Annotated in this window: 21 protein-coding genes and 1 pseudogene; 19 read left to right on the top strand and 3 right to left on the bottom strand. The window is 60.4% G+C overall.

The annotated features are described in order from the left end of the window. Positions 1 to 158 precede the first annotated feature (158 nt). The 17 genes from RMV17_RS10760 (at position 159) to RMV17_RS10680 (ending at position 18,920) form a co-directional block, all read left to right on the top strand. Complete coding sequence (locus tag RMV17_RS10760; protein WP_108227208.1) at positions 159 to 1,511, top strand: UDP-glucose/GDP-mannose dehydrogenase family protein; 1,353 nt, start codon at positions 159 to 161, stop codon at positions 1,509 to 1,511. After that, positions 1,508 to 2,545, top strand: coding sequence for an NAD-dependent epimerase (locus RMV17_RS10755; protein ID WP_311886480.1), 1,038 nt, complete (start codon positions 1,508 to 1,510; stop codon positions 2,543 to 2,545). The genes RMV17_RS10760 and RMV17_RS10755 overlap by 4 nt, the downstream gene beginning before the upstream one ends. An 18-nt stretch (positions 2,546 to 2,563) precedes the next feature. Further along, on the top strand, positions 2,564 to 3,310 hold the full coding sequence (locus RMV17_RS10750; RefSeq protein ID WP_034152564.1) for a sugar transferase: 747 nt from the start codon (positions 2,564 to 2,566) through the stop codon (positions 3,308 to 3,310). Then, positions 3,310 to 3,957 carry a CpsD/CapB family tyrosine-protein kinase gene (locus RMV17_RS10745; RefSeq protein WP_311886479.1) on the top strand — a complete coding sequence of 216 codons (648 nt, stop codon included), beginning with the start codon at positions 3,310 to 3,312 and terminating at the stop codon, positions 3,955 to 3,957. The genes RMV17_RS10750 and RMV17_RS10745 overlap by 1 nt, the downstream gene beginning before the upstream one ends. Positions 3,958 to 3,978: 21 nt before the next feature. Further along, on the top strand, positions 3,979 to 5,004 hold the full coding sequence (locus tag RMV17_RS10740; RefSeq protein ID WP_034152566.1) for a polysaccharide biosynthesis/export family protein: 1,026 nt from the start codon (positions 3,979 to 3,981) through the stop codon (positions 5,002 to 5,004). Between the two features lie 16 nt (positions 5,005 to 5,020). Then, positions 5,021 to 6,613: a GumC family protein gene (locus RMV17_RS10735; RefSeq protein ID WP_034152567.1), complete on the top strand. Its 1,593-nt coding sequence runs from the start codon at positions 5,021 to 5,023 to the stop codon at positions 6,611 to 6,613. Next, positions 6,610 to 7,701 carry a glycosyltransferase family 4 protein gene (locus RMV17_RS10730; RefSeq protein ID WP_311886478.1) on the top strand — a complete coding sequence of 364 codons (1,092 nt, stop codon included), beginning with the start codon at positions 6,610 to 6,612 and terminating at the stop codon, positions 7,699 to 7,701. Before RMV17_RS10735 ends, RMV17_RS10730 begins: the two co-directional genes overlap by 4 nt. Then, entirely contained in the window at positions 7,698 to 9,071 is a 1,374-nt protein-coding gene (locus RMV17_RS10725; RefSeq protein WP_311886477.1) for an O-antigen ligase family protein, read from the top strand. The genes RMV17_RS10730 and RMV17_RS10725 overlap by 4 nt, the downstream gene beginning before the upstream one ends. Then, the gene (locus RMV17_RS10720) at positions 9,068 to 10,036 is read left to right on the top strand and encodes a glycosyltransferase (protein WP_311886476.1); all 969 of its coding nucleotides are present in this window, start codon (positions 9,068 to 9,070) and stop codon (positions 10,034 to 10,036) included. The genes RMV17_RS10725 and RMV17_RS10720 overlap by 4 nt, the downstream gene beginning before the upstream one ends. Then, positions 10,029 to 11,165 carry a glycosyltransferase gene (locus tag RMV17_RS10715; RefSeq protein WP_311886475.1) on the top strand — a complete coding sequence of 379 codons (1,137 nt, stop codon included), beginning with the start codon at positions 10,029 to 10,031 and terminating at the stop codon, positions 11,163 to 11,165. Before RMV17_RS10720 ends, RMV17_RS10715 begins: the two co-directional genes overlap by 8 nt. A gap of 13 nt (positions 11,166 to 11,178) precedes the next feature. Further along, positions 11,179 to 12,180: a polysaccharide deacetylase family protein gene (locus RMV17_RS10710; protein ID WP_108227203.1), complete on the top strand. Its 1,002-nt coding sequence runs from the start codon at positions 11,179 to 11,181 to the stop codon at positions 12,178 to 12,180. Beyond that, positions 12,177 to 13,484 carry an oligosaccharide flippase family protein gene (locus RMV17_RS10705; RefSeq protein ID WP_108227218.1) on the top strand — a complete coding sequence of 436 codons (1,308 nt, stop codon included), beginning with the start codon at positions 12,177 to 12,179 and terminating at the stop codon, positions 13,482 to 13,484. The genes RMV17_RS10710 and RMV17_RS10705 overlap by 4 nt, the downstream gene beginning before the upstream one ends. Beyond that, a complete protein-coding gene (locus RMV17_RS10700) occupies positions 13,481 to 15,403 on the top strand; it encodes a hypothetical protein (RefSeq protein WP_311886474.1) in 1,923 nt (640 codons plus the stop codon). Before RMV17_RS10705 ends, RMV17_RS10700 begins: the two co-directional genes overlap by 4 nt. A gap of 68 nt (positions 15,404 to 15,471) precedes the next feature. Beyond that, positions 15,472 to 16,161 carry a hypothetical protein gene (locus tag RMV17_RS10695; protein ID WP_034152911.1) on the top strand — a complete coding sequence of 230 codons (690 nt, stop codon included), beginning with the start codon at positions 15,472 to 15,474 and terminating at the stop codon, positions 16,159 to 16,161. A 4-nt stretch (positions 16,162 to 16,165) separates the two neighbouring features. Next, positions 16,166 to 17,350 (top strand): GNAT family N-acetyltransferase, encoded by a 1,185-nt coding sequence (locus tag RMV17_RS10690; protein ID WP_311886473.1) that lies wholly within the window; start codon positions 16,166 to 16,168, stop codon positions 17,348 to 17,350. Continuing rightward, positions 17,322 to 18,113: a ChbG/HpnK family deacetylase gene (locus tag RMV17_RS10685; RefSeq protein WP_311886472.1), complete on the top strand. Its 792-nt coding sequence runs from the start codon at positions 17,322 to 17,324 to the stop codon at positions 18,111 to 18,113. Before RMV17_RS10690 ends, RMV17_RS10685 begins: the two co-directional genes overlap by 29 nt. Before the next feature lie 114 nt (positions 18,114 to 18,227). Next, complete coding sequence (locus RMV17_RS10680; RefSeq protein ID WP_311886471.1) at positions 18,228 to 18,920, top strand: N-acetyltransferase; 693 nt, start codon at positions 18,228 to 18,230, stop codon at positions 18,918 to 18,920. Positions 18,921 to 19,133: 213 nt separating this feature from the next. Here the strand turns inward: RMV17_RS10680 and RMV17_RS10675 are convergent, their stop codons facing one another. Further along, complete coding sequence (locus tag RMV17_RS10675; protein WP_311886470.1) at positions 19,134 to 19,931, bottom strand: class I SAM-dependent methyltransferase; 798 nt, start codon at positions 19,929 to 19,931, stop codon at positions 19,134 to 19,136. A gap of 233 nt (positions 19,932 to 20,164) precedes the next feature. On the opposite strand from RMV17_RS10675, the pseudogene RMV17_RS10670 reads away from it, so the two are divergent. Together RMV17_RS10670 and RMV17_RS10665 are read left to right on the top strand one after the other, a co-directional pair. Then, a pseudogene (locus RMV17_RS10670) lies at positions 20,165 to 20,302 on the top strand (DNA-binding protein); the annotation flags it as partial. 98 nt (positions 20,303 to 20,400) lie between these two features. Beyond that, positions 20,401 to 20,748 (top strand): hypothetical protein, encoded by a 348-nt coding sequence (locus RMV17_RS10665; protein ID WP_034152578.1) that lies wholly within the window; start codon positions 20,401 to 20,403, stop codon positions 20,746 to 20,748. 160 nt (positions 20,749 to 20,908) lie between these two features. On the opposite strand, the gene RMV17_RS10660 is transcribed toward RMV17_RS10665, so the two are convergent. Further along, positions 20,909 to 22,339 carry a sigma-54 dependent transcriptional regulator gene (locus RMV17_RS10660; RefSeq protein ID WP_034152579.1) on the bottom strand — a complete coding sequence of 477 codons (1,431 nt, stop codon included), beginning with the start codon at positions 22,337 to 22,339 and terminating at the stop codon, positions 20,909 to 20,911. Beyond that, positions 22,308 to 23,801 carry an ATP-binding protein gene (locus RMV17_RS10655; RefSeq protein WP_311886469.1) on the bottom strand — a complete coding sequence of 498 codons (1,494 nt, stop codon included), beginning with the start codon at positions 23,799 to 23,801 and terminating at the stop codon, positions 22,308 to 22,310. The genes RMV17_RS10660 and RMV17_RS10655 overlap by 32 nt, the downstream gene beginning before the upstream one ends. Between the last annotated feature and the right edge of the window lie 58 nt (positions 23,802 to 23,859).

Here is a 23,859-nt window from a genome sequence, read left to right as displayed (position 1 = left end):
AATCGCAGCAATGACTTGATGGCCAATCGCCAAAAAATGCTTAAGTGTTATACAGATGCAACATGTCATTTTGCTGACACGCTTTTCAAACCCTGCGCTATACCCCTTTTACAGTCTTCTTCCGAACTTCTTCTTTTCGCTCTATCGAGGGTGCGCAGATGGACGTGAGCGTATTTGGCACGGGTTATGTTGGATTAATACAAGCCGCCGCACTAGCAGATGTCGGTCATCGCGTTTTATGCGTGGATATTGATCCAAACAAGATTAAACAACTGCAACAAGCGGTGCCGCCCATCAGCGAGCCAGGTTTGTCCAGCACGCTTGAGGAAAACATCAAGGCCGGCCGTCTGCTGTTCAGCACCCAGGCCAGTGATGCCGTCGAACACGCCGAGTTGATCTTCATCGCCGTCGGCACCCCGGCCGATGAGGATGGCTCCGCCGACCTCAGCCACGTACTCAGCGTTGCCCGCCAAATCGCCTCGCACATGGAAGCCAATCGCACACTGATCATCAAATCCACGGTGCCAGTCGGCACGGCCGATCAAGTGCTCGCCACCGCCAACAGCGAACTGCAACGCCGCGACAAAACCGGTCTGACCGTGCGCGTGGTCTCCAACCCTGAATTCCTCAAGGAAGGCAGCGCCCTCGCCGACTGCATGCGCCCCGACCGGATCATTGTCGGCACCCACGATGACGAAGCCCGCGAGCAGATGAGCGAGCTGTACGCACCCTTCTGCCGCAACCACGAAAAACTGATGTTCATGGACAACCGCAGCGCCGAGCTGACCAAGTACGCGGCCAACGCGATGCTCGCCACCCGCATCAGCTTCATGAACGAATTGGCCAACCTCACCGAACTGCTCGGTGCCGACATCGAAGCGGTGCGTAAAGGCATCGGTTCTGATCCGCGCATCGGCTACCACTTCATCTATCCGGGCTGCGGCTTCGGTGGCTCGTGCTTTCCCAAAGACCTGCGCGCCCTGCTGCACACCGCCGAACACAACGGCATGCCGCTGAAACTGCTGCGCAGCGTCACCGACGTCAACGACCTGCAGCGGCACATCCTGTTCAGCAAACTCAAAGCACAGTTCCCGCAAGGGCTCGCCGGCAAATCCATTGCGGTCTGGGGCCTGGCGTTCAAACCGAACACCGACGACATGCGCGAAGCCCCCAGCCGTTATTTGATGGATGCCCTGTGGGCTGAAGGCGCCAGCGTGCAGGCCTACGACCCGGAGGCGATGTCCGAGTGCCGGCGCATTTACGGTTACCGTAACGACTTGCACCTGTGCGCCACCCGTGACGACACCCTGGAAGATGCCGACGCCTTGGTGATCTGCACCGAGTGGAAAAACTTCCGCGTGGTCGATTTCGAACTGCTTGCCGAAAAACTGCGCTCAAAGGTGATCATCGACGGCCGCAACCTCTACAACCCGGAACAAGTGGCGGCCGCCGGCCTGCATTACAGCGGCATCGGTCTGCGTCACATTGCCCCTGAAGGACTGCGGCCGTGAAGGTGCTGGTCACCGGTGCGGCCGGTTTCATTGGTGCGCATTGCGTGTTGCGATTGATGCGCGACGGACACTCAGTGGTAGGTCTGGACAATTTCAACGCCTACTACGACCCGCAACTCAAGCACGACCGTGTGCAGTGGGTGCGCGAGCAGGTCGGCGATTTCCAGCTCGCGACGGTTGACCTGGCCGATGCCCCGGCCATCGAAGCGCTGTTCGTCCGCGAACGTCCGCAAGTGGTGATCCATCTCGCCGCGCAGGCCGGGGTGCGTTACTCGCTGGAAAATCCACGGGCGTATCTGGACAGCAACCTCAGCGGCTTCCTCAACATTCTGGAAAATTGCCGGCATCACCCGGTCGAACACCTGATTTACGCCTCGTCGAGCTCGGTGTACGGCGCCAATCAGCACACGCCTTACTCAGTGAAGGACGGCGTCAATCACCCGCTGTCGTTGTACGCCGCGACGAAAAAGGCCAATGAACTGATGGCGCACAGTTACAGCCACCTGTTCGGCATTCCCAGCACCGGTTTGCGTTTTTTCACCGTGTACGGCCCGTGGGGTCGGCCGGACATGTCGCCGATTCAGTTCGCCCGGGCGATCAGCGACGGCACACCGTTGAAACTGTTCAATTTCGGCGAGCATCAACGCGATTTCACCTACGTCGACGACATCGTCGAAAGCATCGCCCGCCTTGCCGGTCAACCGCCGCATGCGCAACCGGAGTGGGACCGCGAACACCCCGACGCCAGCACCAGCATGGCGCCGTGGCGCCTGTTCAACATTGGCGGCCAGCACCCGGTGGAACTGAAAACCTATCTGGCCCTGATGGAAAAACACCTCGGCCAGAAAGCCATTGTCGAGCTGTTGCCGCTGCAACCGGGCGACGTGCTCAACACTTGTGCCGAGACCGACGATCTGGTCCAGGCCACCGGATTCCAGCCACGCATAGAGCTGGACGAAGGACTTGGTCGCTTCATCGCATGGTTTCGCGACTATTACCCCACTGCCTATCGCCCACGCGCCGCTCGCGGCTGAATTCATGTGGAGGACTCCATGACTGGACATGAAAAAGGTGTACCGATCCAACAACTGCAGCGTGACAAGCGCATGGATCCTGAACAGCGCATGCGCCTCGATGCAGCGATTCATCGTCAAGGTCGCGGCTGGTTCACCGGTCGCGATGGCGGTCGCCCATGGCAACTGTCCCGCACCAATCGCGTGGTCGCCTGCCTCGGTGCGCTGATGATTCTGGTACTGATTTCACCCCTGTTGCTGGGCCTGGCACTGGCCATCAAATACTCCAGCAAGGGCCCGGTGATGTTCGTGCAAAAACGCACCGGCTACCGTGGCCGCAAGTTCGGCATGTACAAGTTTCGCACCATGGTCGCCAACGCCGAAGAATTGAAAGAGTCGCTGCGTCACCTCAACAAGCACGGTGCCGACGCCATCGACTTCAAGATTGACCAGGACCCACGCATCACCCGCATCGGCGGTTTTCTGCGGCGCACCAGCCTCGATGAATTGCCCAACCTGATCAATGTAGTGACCGGCGACATGCGCTTGGTCGGCCCGCGTCCGACCTCGTTCAACGCCTACCGCTACAAGGATAACCACCTTGCCCGTCTGGCGATCTACCCCGGCATGACCGGCCTGTGGCAGATCTCCGGACGCAGCAATATCGACTTCGACCAGCGCGTTGAGTTGGACCTCAGCTATATCGCCGAGCAGAGCCTTTTGCTTGATCTGAAGATTCTGTTGAAAACCCCCTTCAAAGTATTCAGCGGCCACGGAGCAAGCTAATGGACGGTTCAACCAACAAAAGCCTGAGCATCGCCAATCCCAGCGAATCGAACCTGACCTCGACCGTGCTGGATCTCGATCTGCGGATCCTGTTCCTGACCGCCGCCAACCCCGGCGCCGGCATTACCACCAGCGCCCTGGCGCTGGCCAGCCAACTGGCACAAATGAGCAGCGGCCAGGTGCTGCTGGTCGACGCCAGCCAGTCGGCGAACAACCTTACGCAGCAGCTGAACCTGAGCAAGGAGCGCGGCCTGCGCGACTTGCTGTTCAACCCGGACAGCCCGCCGCTGTTGCAGGACTGCGTGGTGCAGGTGTCGAGCCTGCCGTTCCACGTGCTGCCCAACGGCCGGCCGATCCGCACCATGGAACACCTGACCGCCGAGCGTCTGAGCCCGTTGCTCGATCAATTGGGCAGTCAGTACCGCTTCGTGGTGATCGACGGCGACGCGGTGTATTCCGCCGCCGACACGCTGGTGATCAGCACTCAGGTCGATGGCGTGGTGTTTGTCGTGCGCGCCGAAGACACCCGCTGGGAAGCCGCCCAGGCCGCCGTGCAACGCCTGACCCAGGCCGGAGCCAAAGTGGTCGGTAGCGTGTTCAACCGGCGTAAGTACTACATGCCCAAATGGCTTTACAAAAACCTCTAAGCGAACGCGAAGGATGACGCCATGAACGCCAAGATTCTTGTGCTGCTGATGCTGCCGCTTGCAGGCTGCTCGAGCACCTCCGAAACCCAGAACATGCCGGTGAATATTCTCACCGCCACCCCGGCCAACGCCCAGGCGACCGACATGCCGAAGATCGAGCAGACCCTGCGCCCGCAGGATGTGCTCGACGTGATCTTCCATATCAGCACCAGCGGCTCGGACGCTTACCGCGTGCAGTCGGGTGACCAGATCGGCCTGAACTTCACCGCTGCCAGCCAGCTCAACGGCAATCAACTGGTGCTGCCCGACGGCACCATCGAACTGCCGGGCGCCAACACCTCGGTGAAAATCGCCGGGCTGACCAGCGACCAGGCCCGTGAAGAAATCCAGCGTGCCTATCAGCGCAAGCAACTGTTCCAGCCCAACCGCAATCAGTTGACCGTGCAGATCATCAGCCCGCTGACCAATGAGCAGAACCTGAAAAGCGCGCTGAACCACCCGGCCACCGGCATGAGCCGCGAGATCACCGTCGGCACTGACGGCTACGCGAGTTTCCCGGAAATCGGCGCCGTGCCGCTGCAAGGCATGACCGTCAATCAACTGGAAACCTTCCTCAACCAGAAATACGCGCAACTGCCGGGCCGGATGACCGTGGACGTGCTGCTGAAATCCACCGCCGGCAACGAAATCTATGTGCTGGGCGAAGTCGGTCAACCGGGGTCCTACCCGATCCGCCGGCCGGTGTCGGTGCTTGAAGCGCTGACCCTGGCCCGTGGCACCAACGTCAAGGCGCGTCTGGATTCGGTAGTGATCATGCGCCGCAACGGCAATCAGGTGCAGGCGGTGCATTACGACGTCGAAAAAGCCTTGTCCGGCGATGCCTCGCAAATCGCTTACCTGCAACCGGACGACATGCTGTTCGTGCCAAAAACCAAATTGGCCAGCGCCGGCGAACTCGCCCGCCAACTCGCCGACGTGGTGCTGTTCCAGGGCGTCGGGTTCAGCTTCGGCTACCGCGTCGACAACAAAGACAGCAACAACAACTGACTCTCAGGTGACCGACATGAATCCAAAGGAAAACTACCTGCATGAGTTCTTCAGGATCTTCTTCGCCAACAAGCAACTGGTGAAACGGGTCTTCCTGATCTTTGCAGTCATCGCCCTGCTCCTGCCGCTGGTGCTCAAACAGAGCTTCGATATCACCGCGCAGGTCATCGTGCAGTCGAAAAAACTCTCCCAGGGTGACGCCACCACGTCGCTCACGGTGGACAACGCCACGTTCATTCCGCCATCGCTGGCGGACATGGAAACGGAAAGCAACATCCTCCGTTCACCGGCGCTGATCCGCCAGACCATCAGCGAACTGCGCGACAAGGGCGAATACACGCCTTCGCCGGGCATTTTCAGCAAACTGGTGGCCGAGCCGTTCAAGCGCTACGTCAGTTCGCCGCTGCGCCAGTACGTGATCAACCCGGTGCGTAACCTGCTCGGGCTGGAAACCGATCCGGTGCGTGACACCGCGCTCGACGCGCTGACTCAACAAGCCATCGACAGCCTGAAAATCGAGACCCTGCCCGGCTCCAACGTGATCTCGATCGTCTACAGCTTCCCCGATCCGCATCAGGGCACAACGTTTGTTTCAGCCTTGCTGCAGAACTATCTGTTCAGCCGTCAGGCTTTGCAGTCGATCGACTTGCCGCAGTCGTTTTATGAGTCGAAGAAGCACCTCTATCAAGTGCGCCTCGATGGCCTGGAAGGCAATCGCCAAGCCTTGCTGGAAAGTGTCGGCTCGTCGGATCCGAAGGAAGAAATCACCTTCCGTCTCAACGCGATCAACACCGAAGAGCAAGCCCTGAACCTGTATCAGGATCGCCTGTTGCAGAGCCAGCGCTGGCTCGAATACCTGAAAACCGCGCTGGCCGCCGCCAGCAATAACAAGCTCAACGACTACACCTTCCCCTACACCTTCACCACCACCGTCGACAACGTGGCGTTCGAAGATCGGGAAATCAAACAGATGGGCGAGCAACTGACCACCCAGGTCAGCCGCTACATGAATGACCTGGCAGTGTTCCAGCCTGGCAGCGAGCCGATGCTGTTGACCCGCGAGCAGATTGCCCGCACCCGTGGCCAGTTCCTCAAAGTGGTGAGCAACCGCATCCAGGAACGCACTAATGATCTGGCGGTGGTCAAGCAGGTGATCGATCAGAAAACCGCGCGCATCGCCGAGTTCAAGAACCGCATCCACGAGTTGCAGCAGACGCAAAGCAAGCTGCGGCAGATGGACACCGAAATCGATGCGCTGCACGCCGCGTTCTCGACTTACGCTCAGCGGTTTGCCGAAAGCAGCACTACTGGCGCGCTCAACGACGATCTGTCCAACGCCCGAGTGCTCAGCCCGCCGTTCGAACCGACCGAAGCAGCGTTCCCGAAACCGGGCCTGATCATTCCATTCGGTTTGTTCACCGGGTTGTTGCTGGCTATTGCCCTGGTCTACGTGCGTGAGTTCTTCGATCACCGCTTCAAACACCCGGCGCAAATCAGCCACGAACTGGGTCTGCCGGTGCTGTTGGTGATCAACGACCAGAACGCGCTGCCGAGCAATCCGCACAAGAACTGGACAGTGCCAAGCTTCCTGCACTGGGTGCGCAATTGAGCACCGCATCCTCCCCGACTGCCGCGCTGCCGATCATTCATTTGCTCAGCAGCGGCGGCTTCTATGGGGCCGAGCGCATGTTGCTGGATCATTGTCTGGCGACGCCGGGGCAGCATCAGGTGCTGTTCCTCGACGCGCCGCCAGCACTGATCGCGCGCTTTCGCGAGGCCGGGGTGGACTGTCGCGGCTGTGCCGGGCTGGGGGAATTGCTCCGGCATCTACGCCAGCGTCGCAGTGAAAAACCGCTGATCAATACGCACAATTTCAAAGGTCTGTTGTTCGGTTGGGTTGGCGCGACATTCTTGCGCCTGCCGCTGGTGATTACCCAGCACGGCTTCACACCGCGCAGTCGCAAGCAGAAGTTCTACACCTGGCTGAGCCTGCAACTGTGCCGCACCGCGTCTGTGGATCGAGTGGTCTGCGTGGCGGAAAGCATCGCGGTGCTGCACCGTCAGGCCAGCGTCCGCGCGGAGAAGTTGCAGGTGATCCCCAATGGTTTGCCAGCCGCTGCGGCGCTGGTGCCGGATGCGGATCGGCAACGCTGGCTGGCCGGTTACGTCGGCCGCTTGAGCAGCGAGAAAGGCCCGGATCTGTTTCTTGATGCCTTGATCCCGCTGTGTCATCAGCATCCGCAACTGGACGCGGTGATGCTCGGCGATGGCCCGGAACGCGAGGCGTTGCAGGTACGAATCGACAACGCCGGTTTGCAACAACGGATTCGTTTGCCCGGTTATCAGATCGCCATGCAACCGTGGTGGCGGCAACTCGATGCGCTGGTGATCAGCTCGCGCACCGAAGGCACACCAATGATTTTGCTTGAAGCCATGCAGGCGGGCGTGCCGGTGGTGGCGTTCGGCGTCGGCGGCATTCCCGATGTGCTCGAACACCGGCACAACGGCCTACTCGCCACACCGGCCGACTGCGCCGCCCTCGCCCGCCAGCTCGACACCCTGCTGAGCGAGCCGAAGCTGGCCCGGCAACTGCGCGACAACGCAAAACGCACGCAACAGGATCGCTACGACCTCAAGGCTCTGGCCGAACGCTGGTCGCAGCTGTACATCCGCACGGCACGGGAGGCACGCGCATGATTTTCCCGCTCTCGATCGTCAGTCTGCTCGGTCTGGTCTGCATCGGTTTGCTGGCCAGCCCTTATCCGTTTCTGGCGCCGGGGGCGGTGCTGGGCCTGGTGGGTTTTGCGGTGTTGTACCGCAAGCCGACCTGGGGTTTGCTCGGCATTGCCGCACTGGTGCCGTTCGAAGGCTTTTTCAAAGACACGTCGTTCTCCGGCAGCAAGCTCATCGGTGCTTCACTGGCGGTGATCCTGATGCTGCAACTGGCGTTGCACCAGATTCCCTCGGAGCGCCTGCGCAGCAATATCTGGCGCTACCTCGTGTGGTTCATGGTTCTGTACTTCCTGAGCCTGCTCAACACCGATGACATGGGCATGTCGCTCGGCCATCTGCGTGAACTCAGCGTCGGCCTGATTCTGTTTGTCATCACCCTGCTGATCGGCCGCGAGCTGAACCTTGATCTGTTTGCCCGTCTGGTCACCCTCGCCGTCAGCACTACCTGCGCTATGGCGATGTTCTCGACCAAATTCCAGGATCAGGGCCGCGCCGCCGGTTTGCTCGAAGACCCCAACGCGTTCGCCCTATTGATTGCTTTTGCCGTGCCGATGGGTCTGTTGCTGGTAATCCGCAGTCCTAACCTGCTGCACCGCTTGTTCTGGGGCGGTTGCTGCTTGCTGTTACTCGGCGGCATGACCAAAACCGAATCGCGCTCGGGTCTGGTGGTATTGGCCTTGAGCCTGCTGATCGGTTGCTGGCACTACCGCACGCAACTGACCCGTATTCGGCCACGGCATCTGGGTTTCGCCATGCTCGGCGCGGCCATCGTGATTCCGTTGGCGATCTACGCAATGCCCGCCGGGTATCTCGCGCGTATCCAGTCGCTGAGTGTGTTGAGCGCTGGCGCCAAGGGCCACAACGACGAATCCCTCGGCCGTCGTGCGTCGTACATCGTGGTCGGCAGCCAGATGATCCGCGAGAACCCGCTGCTCGGTTCCGGCCCCGGCACCTTCCCGCTGCACTACGCGACCACCGGTTACGCCAAGGCGTTTTCGGCCAACCGCAAAATCGGCGACCTCTATCGTCGCGCGCACAATACCTATCTGGAAATCTTCAGTGAGCTGGGAGTACCCGCCGGGCTGTTGTTCGTCGGCATGCTCGGCCTCGGTCTGTACAACCTGATTCGCGCACGTGCCGCGTGGATGTTGCGCCGCGAATGGCATCAGGCCGACATGATGACCCACCTCGGTGTGAGCTTCCTGTCGCTGACCTTGTTCCTGATGTTCCTCAGCGCACCGAACCAGAAATACGTGTGGATCATGCTCGCCATGACCAGCGTCCTGCGCCTGAAAGCCGAGCAGGCGCCCCTGAGCACGGAGGCAAAGGCATGAGCCGCATCAGCATCGTCATCCCGATGTTCAACGAGGCCCGGCACATTGGCCGCACCTTGCTTGCCGCGCAAAAAGCTGCCCACGCGGCCAATGTCGAGTGCGAGTTGATCGTGGTCGACAACGGCTCGACCGATCATGGACCACACATCGCCCGCCAGTTCGGCGCGCAGGTGCTGGTGCAGCCGGGTTTGTTGATCGGCGCCCTGCGCAATCGCGGCACGGCCATCGCAACGGGTGAATGGCTGGCCTTCATCGACGCCGACATTGAAATGCCGGAGAGTTGGCTCAAGCCGTTGTTCGACATTGAGGCCAGCGGCCAGGCCGATGTCTTCGGCCTTGATCTGCACACCCCCGCCGAAGCGCCGTGGTACGCCACAGCCTGGCAACGCCGCACCGCGCGCGCGTCGTCGCAGGCGTCCCACGTCGTTGACTGGCTGCCCAGCTCAAACCTGCTGATGCGCCGAGGCTGGTTCGACAAGGTCGGCGGTTTCAACGAAAGCCTGCGCACCGGCGAAGACAAGGAATTCACCCTGCGCCTGCACGAACAGGGTGCGCGGCTGCTGTCGATCAATGACAACGTCGCCCTGCATTGGGGTTACGAAATGAACTGGCGCGAGTGGATGGGCAAAGAGATGTGGCGTCAGGGCAGTCACCTGCAACTGCTGCGCACCCACGGTTTCAGCCTGCGCCTGCTGCGTTTTCCGATGCTGTCGCTGCTGGTGTGGTTGCTGGATTTTCTGGCGATCTCGGCGCTGCTCGACGGCTTTCCGCATCATGCGGCCGTCATGGTCATGCTGACACTGATACCGGGACTGGTCCTCAGCCTGCGCCAAAGCGCCAAACACCGGGACATCAGCCTGACCCTGCAACTGTGGGGCCTGCACTGGGTGCGTCTGCACCTGGCCGGCGCCGCGTTCATTTTGAGTCTGTGTCATTGGAACGCCAGGAGGCCTGCCCGTGGCTGAATTCATTTTCTGGATGTGCCTGTTGCTGCCGGTCTACGCCTATATTGGCTACCCGCTGCTGCTGACGATTCTGGCGCCGCTGTTCCCGGCCTGGCGCCACACGCCAGCGCCGCCATTGAACATCAGCATCGTGATTGCTGCGCATAACGAAGCGCGGCATATCGAGCACAAGTTGCGTACGTTGCTGGCGCAGGATTATCAGCCGGCCTCGCTGCAGATCATTCTCGCCAGTGACGGTTCGACCGATGACACGGTCGCGTGCGCACACAAGGTCATTGACCCGCGTATCACCGTGCTCGACCTGCCGCGCCAGGGCAAAGCCGCAACGCTGAATGCGGGTGTAGCGCTGAGCACCGGCGACATTCTGGTGTTCACCGACGCCGACAACCAATGGTCGCGCGAAACCCTCGGTTACCTGTTGGCGCCGCTGAATGATCCGAATGTCGGCGGTTGTGCCGGGCACATGGTGATTCCGGTCACCGGCGGCGGCTTGAGCGTCGGCGACAGCCTCTATCGACATTACGAAGGCTGGCTGCGCCGGGTCGAGAACCGCACTGGCTGCATGGTCTCCGCCGACGGCGCCCTGCTCGCCCTGCGCCGCGAGTTGTTCCAGAACGTACCGGCCGAGGTCAACGACGATTTCTTTATCAGCACCTGCGCGCCGGTCGCGCACAAACGCATCGTCTATGTGCCGGAAGCGCAAGTGATCGATCACGGTGTCGATGAGGCCGACAAGCAATTCCGCCGCCGTCAGCGCGTCACCGTCGGCGGCCTGCAAAGCCTCGCCCAGCGCCGCGAACTGCTCAATCCGCTGAAATATGGCCTGTATTCGATCGCGTTGATCAGCCACAAACTGATCCGCCGTCTCGCGCCGGTCCTGTTGCTGCCGCTGCTGCTGAGCAACTTCTGGCTGTGGGAAGACCACGGTTTCTATCGCCTGGCCCTGATCGCGCAACTGTTCGGCTATGCCGTGGCGATTGCCGGTTTGCTGGATTCGCAACACCGCTTGCCGAAACCCTTCCGCCTCGCCGCGTTTCTGCTGGTGACCCTCGCCGGGATGAGTCTTGGCCTGTGGCAGTTCCTGCGCGGTCAGCGGTATGCCCAGTGGAATCCGGAACAGAACCGTTAAGAGGAGCGAAGCCATGGCGATCAAACAATTACTAAAACGCACCAGTGGCTGGCTCTATCTCAACTCGTCCATGGGCCGCAACCAGTTGCAGGGCGCCGGGGTGATTCTGATGCTGCATCGGGTGCTGTCGAACGACCGCGCCGCCGACCTGCCGCACCGCAACGAACTGTGCGTCGGGCCGAAAGCCTTCGAGCATTTGCTGGTGTGGCTGCGCAAACATTTCGATTGCGTACCGCTGATGGAAATCCTTCAGCCCAATTCGCTGCGCACCGAGCGCCCACGAGTGGCTCTGACCTTCGACGATGGCTGGCGCGACAACGCGGTCAACGCTTTTCCGCTGCTGCAGAAGCATCAAGTGCCGGCGAGCATTTTTCTTTCCACCGATTTCATCGGCAGCCGTCAGCGCTTCTGGTGGGAAAGCCTCGGTGAAACCCTGTGGGGCAGCCATGGCGACAAGGCGCGGATGCATCTGATCGAATGTCTCCATGCCCTGCATCACCCGTTGCCGGTGCTGCTTGATGACATCGACGTCGACCGTCGCAGCCTGGCGCTGCTGCATTACCTGCAAAGTCTGAAGTCGATTGACCCGCAGGAGCTGGAACGGCTGACCGATGAATGCCCGCAAGAGTCGCAACCGCAGGCGCTGGATTGGCATCAGGTGCGCGCGCTGGAAGCCTCCGGCCTCGTGCGTTTCGGCCCGCACGGCGCCAGTCACGCCATCCTCACCGGCCTCGACGATGTGCGCCTGGGCGAAGAAATCAGCCGCAGCCGCGATGCCCTGCACAACGGCTGCAACCGGCCATTGCCGGTGTATTGCTACCCCAATGGCGACAACGATGACCGCGTGCGCCAACAGATCGCCAGCCATGACTATCCCTTTGCGCTCGGCACCGGCACCGGTATTTATCGCGGTGAAGGCAATCCGCTGAACCTGCCGCGCTTCGGCGTCAGCCAGCGCGCCGCGCGCAATCCGGAGTTGCTGTCGTGGCGGATTTTTCGCGGGGCGCGGCCATGAGCCGAGGCAACTACCTCAAGCATCTGGCGCTGAGCATGGGCACCAAACTGGCGATGATCGCCCTGCGTTTGCTGCGTAATGTGCTGCTGGCGCGGATACTCGGGCCAAGTGAACGTGGCTTGTTTGCCTTGCTCAGCACGTTGCCGGACTTGATCAGCGCCGCCACCAGTGGCGGGCTGAATTCGGCGGTCGGTTATCAGGCGGCCAAGCAACGGCCGATGGGCTTGTTGCTCAGTCAGGTGTTGGTGTTCGGCTGTTTGCTGGCGGCGCTGTTGACCTTGCTGGTGGTGGCGTTGGTGCGCGAATTCGGCACTGAGCTGGATGTGACGGTGCAACTTGGCTTGCTCGCCTGGCTGTTGCTGCTGGCGGTCCCGCTGACCGTACTGAAAAGCGGCTTGCTGACGCTGCACAACGCCTCGGGCGGCGTGGTTGCGTTCAACGCCTTGCGTCTGGTCGAATCGCTGGCGCCGCTGTTGCTGTTTCTCGCGCTGTTCTGGATGTGGAAAAGCGCCGCCCTCGAAGCAGCGTTGATCAGTTGGCTGGCCGGCATCAGTCTGGTGGTGCTGGTCGGTTGGGTCTGGCTTAAACGCGCGCAACCGTTGCAGTTGCAATGGGACCGTGCCAGCCAGAAAGAACTGCTGCGCTACAGCGCGCGCAGCCATCCGGACCTGCTGTTCCAGCAAGTGATCCTGCGCTCGGATTATCTGTTTATCGGCGCCCTGCTCGGCAGCACCGCCCTTGGTCATTACGCCATGGCCAGCGCGGCCGCCGAGCTGCTGCTGATCGTCCCGGAAGCGGTGACCACACCGCTGATGAAGCGCCTGCTCCAACAGGACGAAGGCATGGACAAGGTCACGCCGCTGGCCCTGCGCCTGACCGCGACGGTGATGCTTGGCGCTTGCCTGACCATGGCGGTGATTGGTGAATGGCTGATCGTCACCTTGTTTGGTGCGGCGTATCAACCGGCGTATCCAGCGCTGCTCGCATTACTGCCGGGACTGTTGGGCCTGTGCTACGCGAGCATTTTGCGTCTGGACCTGCTCGGCAAGAATCGCCCAGGCACGGTGTCGTTGCTGATGGGGCTGGGGGCACTGCTGAATCTGGCGCTGAACCTTGTGTTGATTCCCGCCTACGGGATTGTCGGCGCCGCGGCGGCTTCGTCGATTGCTTATCTGGCGGTGACCGTGGCGATGCTGGTGCTTTACTGCCGTCTGAGCGGCGTGCCGTTCTGGCAAACCTTGATCATCCTGCCCCGTGACGTCACGCCGATGTGGCTGATGTTGCAACGCCGGAAAACCGCATGAAAGGCCTGGTCTTGCTGGTCGGTCTCGGCCTGTCGCTGGACGGCTTCGCGGCGTCGATGCGTTGGGGCGACATTCGCGACGGCAGCTTGTACCTGCAAGCGGATCGCCCGGACATAGTGACTGTACGCTGGACACCAGCGTGGCAGGCCGAGGCCAATGAAGAGCATCTGTATCTGCTCGATGGTCAGGGCAAACTGGCGGGCGATCGGTTTATCAAGGCCAGTGAAGTGCGTGGCAGTCAGAGCTGGCCATTGCTGCCCGGGGCGAGCAGTTATCGGCTGGAAATTCCCGGCTACAGCTTTCGCAATTATCGCGTCGAACACGACGAGCGCACGGTCGCGTTGTTCGCGCCGGCGAAAGTGCATTTCAGCGTGGACACCCGCAACGGCGACGAGTTGTATTTCAAGGTTGCGCCAGGTGAACACGCGGTGCTGGCGGGCAAGTTTCATGGTGGTGTCAGTGGTTTGCAGGCGCAGCGGGTCGGCGATGAGCAGCAACTGACATTGGCGCTGAAACCCTATCGTGCTTATTGGCAGTTCGATCAGGTCGCCCTTCCCGTCAGTGAGCGAGAACAGATCTGGCGTCTGCGTTTGCAAGGCAGCGGCAAAGTGGCGTTCTGGCTCGATGGAACGGCGAATCTGTTTGCACAAAATCCGCAGCAACTGAAACCGCTGCGTGAAGACGCCGGCCAGACGCGTCTGGTCCTGCACGACAAAATCCTCGGACGCACGCCGGATCTGGGCATTGCCCTGCCCTACATGATGCCGCCGCCCGCCAGTCATGCCGCGCTCGATGCGCTGAAACCGACCGCCGCAAGTTATTACAGCTTTGTTGATGTGACGGCGAAGAATGCGCATTTCGAAGACGCGTTCCGCCAGGTCTATCAGGATCGTTTCGGCATCAAACAGGACATCACCCTGCTGGCCGGCAGTCAGCGTCAGGCCGATCTGCGCGCCGATGTGCAAAGCAACAGCGGCCTCGAAGCATGGCTGGCCAGCACGCGTACGCTGGGCGGCAAAGGCACGCACTACATTGGTTTTGCCGACGAGCCGAACCTCAACTATTCCAGCTACGCGCAGTATCAAGCGATTTTCGCCAGCATGGCCCGCCAGGTGCGCAGCGATCCGGCGAATGCCAAGGCTGGCGTGCGCATTGCCATGCCGGCCAGTTCGCGACTGGTCAACGGGCCGTTTGCCAACAACGCGGCAGACAAGCGCGGGATTGATTGGGCGCGGCGTTTACTCAGCGAATCCGGCGATCAGGTCGATGCACTGGCGTGGCACGAATGGATGATCCGCGATTTGCTCGCCACCCGTGTCTACCGCGACAGCGTGCGCCGCGCTGCTGAATTGGTCGGCCTCGACAGCAAGGGGCAGCCGCGCAAAGCCTTGCTGCTCGACCAGACCAACATGTCCAGCGGCTCCAGCCTCAGCCCCTACGACCAGGAAACCCACTACGCTTCGCTGTGGTGGGCGTCGGTGGTGATCAACGCTTCGCAGGACGGCTTGCTGAGCATGCTCAGTTGGTTTCAGGCTGCCGATGAGCCGCAGTATCCCAAGGGCATGTTGCGGGTCTCGGCCGATGAGCAACGCTTCGAGTTGAAACCCGTTGGTCTGGCCCAGCAGTTCATTGCCCAACACTGGCTGCATCAGGTGCTGTGGCTGGAAAACGATGCCTTTGAAGTCGATGTGCTGGCGATGGCCGGCGACGATCAGCGCGGCTTGCTCGGGGTAAATAAAGGCACTCGGCTGCAACGTGTAGACCTGGCCGGCGCCAAGTGTCCGCTGAACAACGGCGCCCTGCGCTACTTCGGTGCCGACAATCGCAGTCGCGACGCGCCGTTTACCTGCCAGGACGGGCGTGTGCGTTTCGAGCTGCCGGGGCAAACCCTGTTCGCCCTCGGCTGGAACGCTTCATGAACCGTCCGTTGATGTTCAGCCGCGCAGGCCTGTGGCCGCGCGATGCCTCGTCATCAGGAGCCAAGACCATGAACATGCTAAGCAAACTGACTGAACACCTGCGGCAGAAAGGACTCACTGCCACCGTCAAAAAAGCGTGGAAACACTACATCTTTTCCCATCAGGAACTGCTGTGGATGGAGCGCGATCTGGTCAGCCCGGTGCCGCCGCACAACCTCAAACCGTACCCGCCGCTGCGGGTGGTGAAGATCACGGCGGACAACGCCAGCGCCTTCGCCCGCTACTTCGGCGACCGTGTCGGCACCATGGCCGAGCTGGCCAGCGAAGGTCACACCGGGCACATGCACCTGGACGATCAGGGGGACGCGGTGGCGTTTATCTGGGGCAGTTCGCGGGACTATTTCGACCGGCATTACTACGGCTGCATGTTCCCGGTGAAACCCGGTGAGTTCTTCGAATTCGGCGGTGAGCTGACCCGCGCCTATTGGGGCACCGAGCTGTCGGTGGATCTGCAACTGGAGCTGTGGAAAGCCATGGCCGCGCAAGGTTGCGACAAGGTTGTCGACGTCTGCGAATTCCACAACATCCCGGCGCTCAAGCTGCACTTGCGCATGGGCTACACCGAGCAGAACCGCATCATGAATGTGTACACCCTGTTCGGTCGCTGGCGCTTCTATCGCGAAAGTCGCTACAGCGGCTCCCGTCTGGATGCTCTGCGCAAACCGTCCCGTCCACCCGTAACAGCCACGGCGGCCTGAGCTTATGGTGACGCGATTCGAATGGCGCACATCAATGTGCGCTGCCGATTTCCCGGAAGCAGCCTATGAAGCGCTGCGCCTGCGGGTGACGGACCACACGCCGTTCAACCACCTCGGTTGGTTGTGCGCGGCCGAGCAGGCTCTTGGCGAGGGTGAGCGTTTGCACATCCTGCTGGGTTGGGAGGCAGACGAATTGCGTCTGTGTCTGCCGCTGGTGGCGAGTCGCGAGCGCTTTGCCGGCGTGCCGTTTCGGGTTCTGCATCACTTGGGATATCCGCTGGCCGATCGCTTGGCGCTGTTGTCTTTGCTCGGCAGCGAAGACATGCGTCAGGCGCTGAACGTGATTCGCCAACGCCTGCCCCACGCGCTGTTGCAGCTGAACGAATTATCCGAGCCTGCCGGTGAAGAAAGCGCGCTCACCGAGTGGATGGCGCGCAGCTCCACCGGTGAGCGACGGCTGAGTTGTCGGGTGCCGGTGCATCTGATCAGCGAGGCCGATCATCAGGAGGTCTCCGGCGATCCGCGTTACAAGCTACGCCGGGCGCGCAAACGCATTGCCGCGTGCGGTGCCGAGGTGCGGCGCATCGTTCCCGACGCGATGAGCATGGGGCCGCTGTTGCAGGTCATCAGCGAAGTCGAAGCGGTGAGCTGGAAAGGCGATGAAGGTGTGGGGATTTTCGCCAGCGAACGCAGCCGCCAACTGATCGAACGCGCCTTCACCGCCCTCGCCGGCCAAGGCCTGGTACGGGTCGTGACGCTGGAGTTGAACGGGCGCTGCATCAGCTATCGTCTCGGCCTGCTCGAACAGGGGCGACTCTACGATTACAACCTCGCCTTCCTGCCGCAATACGCCGACTTGGGCAGCGGCCGGGTGTTGCTGGAGGAATGGATTCGTTGGGGACTCGACGACAATTGGCGCTGGATCGATGCCTCGCGGGTCAGCCTGGAAAACTCCAGCCATCAACTGCACGAGCGCATGACCGGGCAACTGGAGCACTGGCGCTGGAGTTTTTATTCCTGGCGCCCGAGTGGCCTCCTCCTCGGTCTGGGTTTGCGCCTGTGGCATCGACTCAAACCACACGTGCAGACCTGGCGGGCACTTCGTGCCGAACCAGCGAAACCTGTACTGAAACCTGTCGCGATCACCACGGAGGGCGAACATGCCTCGCCAAGTCATAGTCAACGCTGACGATTTCGGCCTCAGTCCGAACGAAAACTCGGTGATCTTCGCCGCGTTTCAGGCTGGGGTCATCAGTTCTGCCACCGCGATGGCCAACATGCCGGCGTTCGAAGCGGCGTGTGCCATGGCGCGGCATCCGACGTTGCAAGGTCGGGTCGGACTGCACTTCAACCTGACTTACGGACGACCACTGAGCCAGGGGATTCTGGCGCGTCGCACCTTTTGCGATGACTTCGGCGTGTTTGACCTCAGCCTGCCGCGCCACAGTTTCTGGCTGGGCCGCGAGGATCGCGAGGCGGTACGCGAAGAATTGCAGGCGCAGTGGCAGCGTTGCGTCGATCACGGCATGCGTCCCAGCCATATCGATTCGCATCAGCACGTGCACAACATCTGGCCGATCGGCGAGATTGTCGCGCGGTTTGCCGCGCATCAAGGGGTGCCGGTACGACTGGCGCGCAACCTGGGGCAGAACCTCAATCTGCCCAAGCGCGTGTTCAAGGGGTTGCTCAATTGGCGTTTGCAGAATCTGGCCGGTGTCACCGCCGACTACGTGTGCACGCCAATCGATCTGCACAACGGCAGCGCGCCGACCGACGGCGTGCTGGAAATCGTCGCCCACCCGACACAACTCGGCGCCGATTTTGGTGACGCCTATCTCAACCCCGAGCAATCCCTGAACCGCGTGTTAGAGCTGCGGCTGGCGGGTATTCCACGGGTTTCCTACACCGATCTGAACAAGGATTTTCTACGCGGTGCGACAGCACTCGACTGAGTTACATACCTTGCAATACTTTCGAAGATGGCACTTTGAAATGAATTTGCACGGGTGATCTATACCCACCAAAGCACCATCCACAACACCCGGGCTTCGGCCACGGAGGGCAGCATGAGCATCATCGAAAAACTACAAGAACGCATCCGGCAAAAAGGCCTCGGCCGCACCTTCGGCACGTTGTGGAAACGCTACGTGTTCTTCCATTGGGAGCTGTTGTGGATGGAGCGTGACCTGGTCAGCCCGGTGCCACCGCACAAACTGCGCCCTTACGAGGGCCTGCGCAAAGTCGATATCACCCCGGAGAATGCCATCGCGTTCAGCAAGCATTTCGGTGACCGCGTCGAGACCATGGCCGAGCTGGCCACTGAGGGTCACACCGGGCACATGTACCTTGATGCCGACGGCCATGCCGTCGCGTTTATCTGGGGCAGCATTCGTGATTATCACGACCGTCACTATTACGGCTGCACCTTCCCGGTGAAGCCCGGCGAGTTCTTTGAATTCGGCGGCGAGATGACCCGTGCGTATTTCGGCAGCAGCCTGTCGGTGGACGTGCAGGTGGCGCTGTGGGAGGCGATGGCGGCGCAGGGTTGCGACAAGGTGGTGGATGTTTGCGAGACGCACAATATTCCGGCGCTGAAGCTGCATATCCGCATGGGCTACCACGAACAGGGTCGTGTGATGCACGTGTATTGCCTGTTCGGTCGGTGGAAGTTTTTCCGCGAAACGCGGTATGAGGGTTCGCGGCTGGAACCGCTGCGCAAACCAGGTCGGCCGGTGGTGAGTGCGGCGGCGCAGGCTTGATTCAACTCTGAAAGGTGGTGGCGGTCATGAGGCCGCCTTCGCGAGCAAGCTCGCCCACAGGGGATCTGCTGCGCGCCGAATACCATTGTAGGAGCTGCCGAAGGCTGCGATCTTTTGATCTTCAAAGTCAAAAGATCGCGGCCTTCGGCAGCTCCTACAGGGGTTTGTGTATGACGCAGAGCCAATGTGGGAGCAGTCGACTCACTGAAGCATTCAGGTCTTGATGGCGACAAGGGTAAAACACATCGGCATCTGCGCTTCCTGATTCAAATACCGGTCATACACCTCTTCCCGATTCGAATGCGCATATTCCTTGAAATGCGCAATATTCAGTCCCGCCGCAATCGCAGCGCTGAAGATGGCGCCAAGGTTATGCACGAACCAATACGACTTTGCCGACTGCTGCTCAACCTTGCCGACATAGACGATCGGCTCTTCCTGCACAAACGGCTCGGCGCGGAAGTAGGAACTGGCGAGGCGATAAGGATCTTCCGCATCCGGGTCGACCATTTCCAGGAACGGATGGGTTTCGTAGATCACCAGTTTGCCACCCGGTTTCAGGGTCGAGGCGACATGGCGAAAGAACTCGCCGATGTCCGGCATCCAGTTGAGAACACCGATGGTGATCAGCGCCACATCGAAGCGATTGTGCAAGGACGCTGGCAAATGATGGATATCGCTTTCGATGAACTCGGCGTTGTGCGGTGAACGCTTGTTCAGCTCGCGGGCCTGTTCAAGAAACGCTGCCGATTGATCGACACCGACCACGCTTCTGGCACCGAGCGCAAACAGTGAAAGACTCTCACGGCCATTATTGCAGCCCAGTTGAATCACCTCTTTACCGTCAACCTCCAGCAACCCGCTCAGGGTCTCGTCAAGGCAAGAGAAATCCGTCTGCGCGACCTCGCCGAGTAAAGCCTGCCAGTCAAGCGAATCCTGATGATGGCGGGCGGAATCGTTCCACGCCTGTCGATTGCTCTCGATGGCGGTTTTATTGTTGGGCACTTCCATGGCGCACTCCGGACGATGCTCGTGATTGAGCGGATCCGAGTCTAGATCAGCCCGTCAATTGCGGTTGTTGCAAACTTGTAAGCTCCTACATACCAGGATGTTCTTGCCTACAAATGTCGGCGAATTATCAAAACAGATAAAGGACACGGCTGACTATTCAACTCTGCTCACGTGGATACCCTCACAAAGCGCAGTCATCCGACGCGCACAAAAATGGCTAAGGAGGCTTAACCATGAGCCAGACTTTGACGAATTTCGACGTGATAGCACTGCTGGACAGTGACGAAGCCATCAACGAATACATGTCTCAGGTTCTTGCAAATGGGGATAACGAAGAGTTTCTTCGCGCAATCGGCTATGTGCTCAAGGCCTGCGCACAACCGGAGCATGTGATCAATCACCCGGTTGTTTGAATGTCGGGCAGCTATAGTTAATAGCCTTGGGGAAAACCGCACTCGCAGGTGCCGCCATGCATATGTTCGCTCGGCTGTTGTTGACTGGTTGTCTACTTGCTGCCACACAGGCGCAAGCGCTGGACAGCAATTTCAATTATTACGGGCCCAACCAGCCCTTCGCCCACCCTGCCCCGTATTCACTGAGTTCCACGCCGCCCAAACCTTACGACGATACGGCGCCACAGGATTTTGTGGTGATCCCGGGTGACCATGAGTTCTACGATTCGCAACTGCCGACCGTGGCGGATGCGACGGTGCGGGTGTTTATCCGCACGTACGATGCCGAGCGCGGGATTTATGTGAATGACGAGGTGCTGGATCCGGGTTGTTTGCTGGAGTGTTTGAGTCGGCAGCAGCATTGATTCTGACGACCAAGTATTAACCAGACACCACAAAACCCTGTGGGAGCGAGCTTGCTCGCGAATGCGGTGTTTCAGCCAACATCAAAGTGACTGATCCACCGCTTTCGCGAGCAAGCTCGCTCCCACAGGGGGGGGGGTATCGACTTGGACATCTGCATTTTTACCACTGGCGTTTGTCGGGGCGGGCCAGGCCGAGTTTTTCGATGCGGTAGCGCAGCATGTCGCGGCTCAGGCCCAGCAGGCGCGCGGACTTGGTGACGTTCCAGTCGGTCTTGTCGAGCATCTTGCGCACCATGTCGCGTTCGACTTCCGGCAGGTTCATCGATTCGGTGTTGCTCGCCGGACGCGGTTCGTAGTGCATCGGTGCTTCATGAATATGCAGCGGCGGCTCGTCGACCAGGCTCATGCACACATTGAGCTGATGCGCGGCGATGGTGTCGCTCGGCGCCAGCAACACGGTCTGCTCAAGCATGTTGCGCAATTCGCGCACGTTGCCCGGCCAGGTGTAACTGAGCAGCAACTCCTCAGCCTGCTGACTGAAATGCAGATTCGGTTTGCCATAGCGTTTGCCATGACTGGCGAGGAAGTGCCGCGCCAACAGCAAAATATCGTCGCCCCGGGCAAACAGGCGCGGCACTTTGATCGAAATGATCCGCAAACGGAAAAACAGATCGCGACGGAATTTACCCTGCTGCACCATCTGCTCAAGGTTGCAATTGGTCGCGCTGATCACCCGCAGATTGACCTTGCGCTCCTTCACCGAGCCGACCCGGCGAATGGTGCGGTCCTCCAGCAACTTCAAAATCTTTGCCTGTAACAGCAGGTCCATTTCACCAATCTCATCGAGAAACAGCGTGCCGCCATCCGCCGCTTCCACCAGCCCGACCCGGCGATCCTTGGCGTCAGTGAACGCGCCTTTCTCATGCCCGAACAGCTCCGACTCGACCAGATTCGACGGGATCGACGCACAGTTGAATTCAATGAACGGACCTTTGCTGCGCGGGCCGTCGAAGTGCAGCGCACGAGCCACCAGCTCCTTGCCGGTGCCGGTCTCGCCTTCGACCAAAACTGGCGGCAGATCGGTGTTGGCCATGCGTCGCTCGGCGTCGAGCAACTGGCCGATGGTGTTCTTCAGGTATTGCATCGGCGCCGAGTCGCCAATCAGCGCCTGCACCCCGGATTTTTGCGCTTCGCGTTCCTGATAGAACGACAGCGTGCGCTCCATTCGTTCAGTGGCCAGGGCCTTGTCGAGGAGCAGTTTGAGCTCCTGCAGCGCGACCGGTTTGGTGACGTAATGAAAGGCGCCCTCCTTCATTGCCACCACGGCATCTTCGACGTTGCCGTAGCCGGTCATCATGATCACTTTCAGATCCGGCGCGCTGATGCGCAGCTTCTGGATCAGGTCGTGGCCGCTCATGCCCGGCAGCGAGTTGTCGGTCAGCACGATGTCAGGCATGAAGGTTTCCAGTTGCGCCAACGCGTCTTCGGCCGAATGGCAGACGGTCACCTCGAAGTCCTTGCGCTCCAGGTAGGTCTGAATATTCTCGGCCAGCAGTTCGTCATCCTCGACCAGCAGAATGCTGTGTTCCATATTCCCCTCCCGATGCCACTTTGAAGTTGAGACTGACGCGGGTTCCTTCCTGCTCGCGGCTGGTCAGCACGACCGAACCTTCAAAACGCTCCATGATTCTTTTGACCAACGCCAGACCAACCCCGAGGCCGCCCTGTTTGGTGGTGAAAAACGGTTTGAACACCAACAGTTGCTGCTGCGCGCTCATGCCCTTGCCGGTGTCACTTACGGTCAGGCGCACGCGGTCAGGTTGCGGCGATTCGAATTCGACGCTGAGCACACCGCCCTTGGGCATGGCTTCGAGGGCGTTGGCAAACAGGCTATTGAGGATTTGCGTGAGTAGCACCTTTTGACTGACGACCGGCGCGCAATTCTGCGGACTGAATCGCACTTCGACATTGCAGCGTTTGATCAATGCTTCGAAGGCGCCAAAGGTGTCTTCGACCGCCATGACCAGATCCACCGCCTCGCCGTCGTCATTCATCGGCCGTAGCGACACCAGCAATTCGCGCACCCAGCGCGACATGCGATCGACCTGGCTGATGATGTCGCCAATGTTGCGCTGCGCGCCGGGGCTGGCGATTTCCTGGGCCAGTTCGGCGCTGGAGCGAATGGTTGCCAATGGATTGCGCAGACTGTGCGCCACCGCCGACGACATCTCGCCAAGGGCGACAAAGGTTTCGTTGCTGATCAATTGTTGCTGCTGGCTCTGCAGCAGTTTCGCCGCGCGGCGGACGATCCAGAACAAGGCGAGGAAGATCGCCGCGCCACCGAAACACGTCGCCGCCCAGATCGAGGCGAACCCACGGTCGATGCGGTCAACCAGATCCGCCGGCTCCTTGTAGATCTCGACCATGGCGATGACTTTGCTTTTATCGGCGTTGAACATCGGGATGTAGTTCTCGATGAACAGGTATTTCGGTTCGCGCAGCAACTGCTGCTCGGGTTTCTCATCGTCGATCTTGTGGTAACTGGAGGACACCGCGACTTTCATCTCGAACGACTCGTCGAGCTCGTCGTCATCCTCGAATTTGACCCCGATCAGTTCCGGATTGGTCGACCAGATCACCGTGCGATCCAGCGCATACACCGTGGCCAGGAGAACGTCCGGCAGGTGCTCAACGTGGTCGAGAAACTCGGCGCGGGCCGCCGCATGGGCGCCCGGATCGACGTCGGGAAAGTTGTTGTCCTGGCGCGGGTCGAGCATTTCACCCATGGTCCGCGCCGTGGTGATACCGGCGTGGCGTATTTCCGCCGCGCCGATGGCCTGAACAAATTGCGCGGTCAGCAACGCATCGCGCTCAACGCTTTCGGTGACGACGAAACGCGTGGAGATATAACCGAGGCCTACTGCCACGGCGGCAATGATGAAAAAGCTCGCGAGCGAGAACCAGCGCAGCAGATTGAACTGTTCGCGCCAACTCTTGCCCATTGCCGCCGGCGTGTCCGGCGCAGATGTTTTTTGTGCTTCCAGTCGCTGCATGGGAGTGCCCTGGAGTTTTTGTATCGGGCCAGTTACAGCCATCAGTGTAGGTGGCTCT

The organism is Pseudomonas sp. VD-NE ins, assembly GCF_031882575.1.
GTDB lineage: Bacteria > Pseudomonadota > Gammaproteobacteria > Pseudomonadales > Pseudomonadaceae > Aquipseudomonas > Aquipseudomonas fluorescens_BZ.
The sequence above is the reverse complement of the archived record's forward strand: the minus strand, read 5'-3'. Positions and strand labels throughout refer to the sequence as shown.

Coding starts and splice junctions, on each gene's coding strand:
- RMV17_RS10760 (WP_108227208.1), top strand. CDS start 159: ATGGACGTGAGCGTATTTGGCACGGGTTATGTTGGATTAATACAAGCC.
- RMV17_RS10750 (WP_034152564.1), top strand. CDS start 2,564: ATGACTGGACATGAAAAAGGTGTACCGATCCAACAACTGCAGCGTGAC.
- RMV17_RS10745 (WP_311886479.1), top strand. CDS start 3,310: ATGGACGGTTCAACCAACAAAAGCCTGAGCATCGCCAATCCCAGCGAA.
- RMV17_RS10740 (WP_034152566.1), top strand. CDS start 3,979: ATGAACGCCAAGATTCTTGTGCTGCTGATGCTGCCGCTTGCAGGCTGC.
- RMV17_RS10735 (WP_034152567.1), top strand. CDS start 5,021: ATGAATCCAAAGGAAAACTACCTGCATGAGTTCTTCAGGATCTTCTTC.
- RMV17_RS10725 (WP_311886477.1), top strand. CDS start 7,698: ATGATTTTCCCGCTCTCGATCGTCAGTCTGCTCGGTCTGGTCTGCATC.
- RMV17_RS10720 (WP_311886476.1), top strand. CDS start 9,068: ATGAGCCGCATCAGCATCGTCATCCCGATGTTCAACGAGGCCCGGCAC.
- RMV17_RS10710 (WP_108227203.1), top strand. CDS start 11,179: ATGGCGATCAAACAATTACTAAAACGCACCAGTGGCTGGCTCTATCTC.
- RMV17_RS10705 (WP_108227218.1), top strand. CDS start 12,177: ATGAGCCGAGGCAACTACCTCAAGCATCTGGCGCTGAGCATGGGCACC.
- RMV17_RS10700 (WP_311886474.1), top strand. CDS start 13,481: ATGAAAGGCCTGGTCTTGCTGGTCGGTCTCGGCCTGTCGCTGGACGGC.
- RMV17_RS10695 (WP_034152911.1), top strand. CDS start 15,472: ATGAACATGCTAAGCAAACTGACTGAACACCTGCGGCAGAAAGGACTC.
- RMV17_RS10690 (WP_311886473.1), top strand. CDS start 16,166: ATGGTGACGCGATTCGAATGGCGCACATCAATGTGCGCTGCCGATTTC.
- RMV17_RS10685 (WP_311886472.1), top strand. CDS start 17,322: ATGCCTCGCCAAGTCATAGTCAACGCTGACGATTTCGGCCTCAGTCCG.
- RMV17_RS10680 (WP_311886471.1), top strand. CDS start 18,228: ATGAGCATCATCGAAAAACTACAAGAACGCATCCGGCAAAAAGGCCTC.
- RMV17_RS10675 (WP_311886470.1), bottom strand. CDS start 19,931: ATGGAAGTGCCCAACAATAAAACCGCCATCGAGAGCAATCGACAGGCG.
- RMV17_RS10665 (WP_034152578.1), top strand. CDS start 20,401: ATGCATATGTTCGCTCGGCTGTTGTTGACTGGTTGTCTACTTGCTGCC.
- RMV17_RS10660 (WP_034152579.1), bottom strand. CDS start 22,339: ATGGAACACAGCATTCTGCTGGTCGAGGATGACGAACTGCTGGCCGAG.
- RMV17_RS10655 (WP_311886469.1), bottom strand. CDS start 23,801: ATGCAGCGACTGGAAGCACAAAAAACATCTGCGCCGGACACGCCGGCG.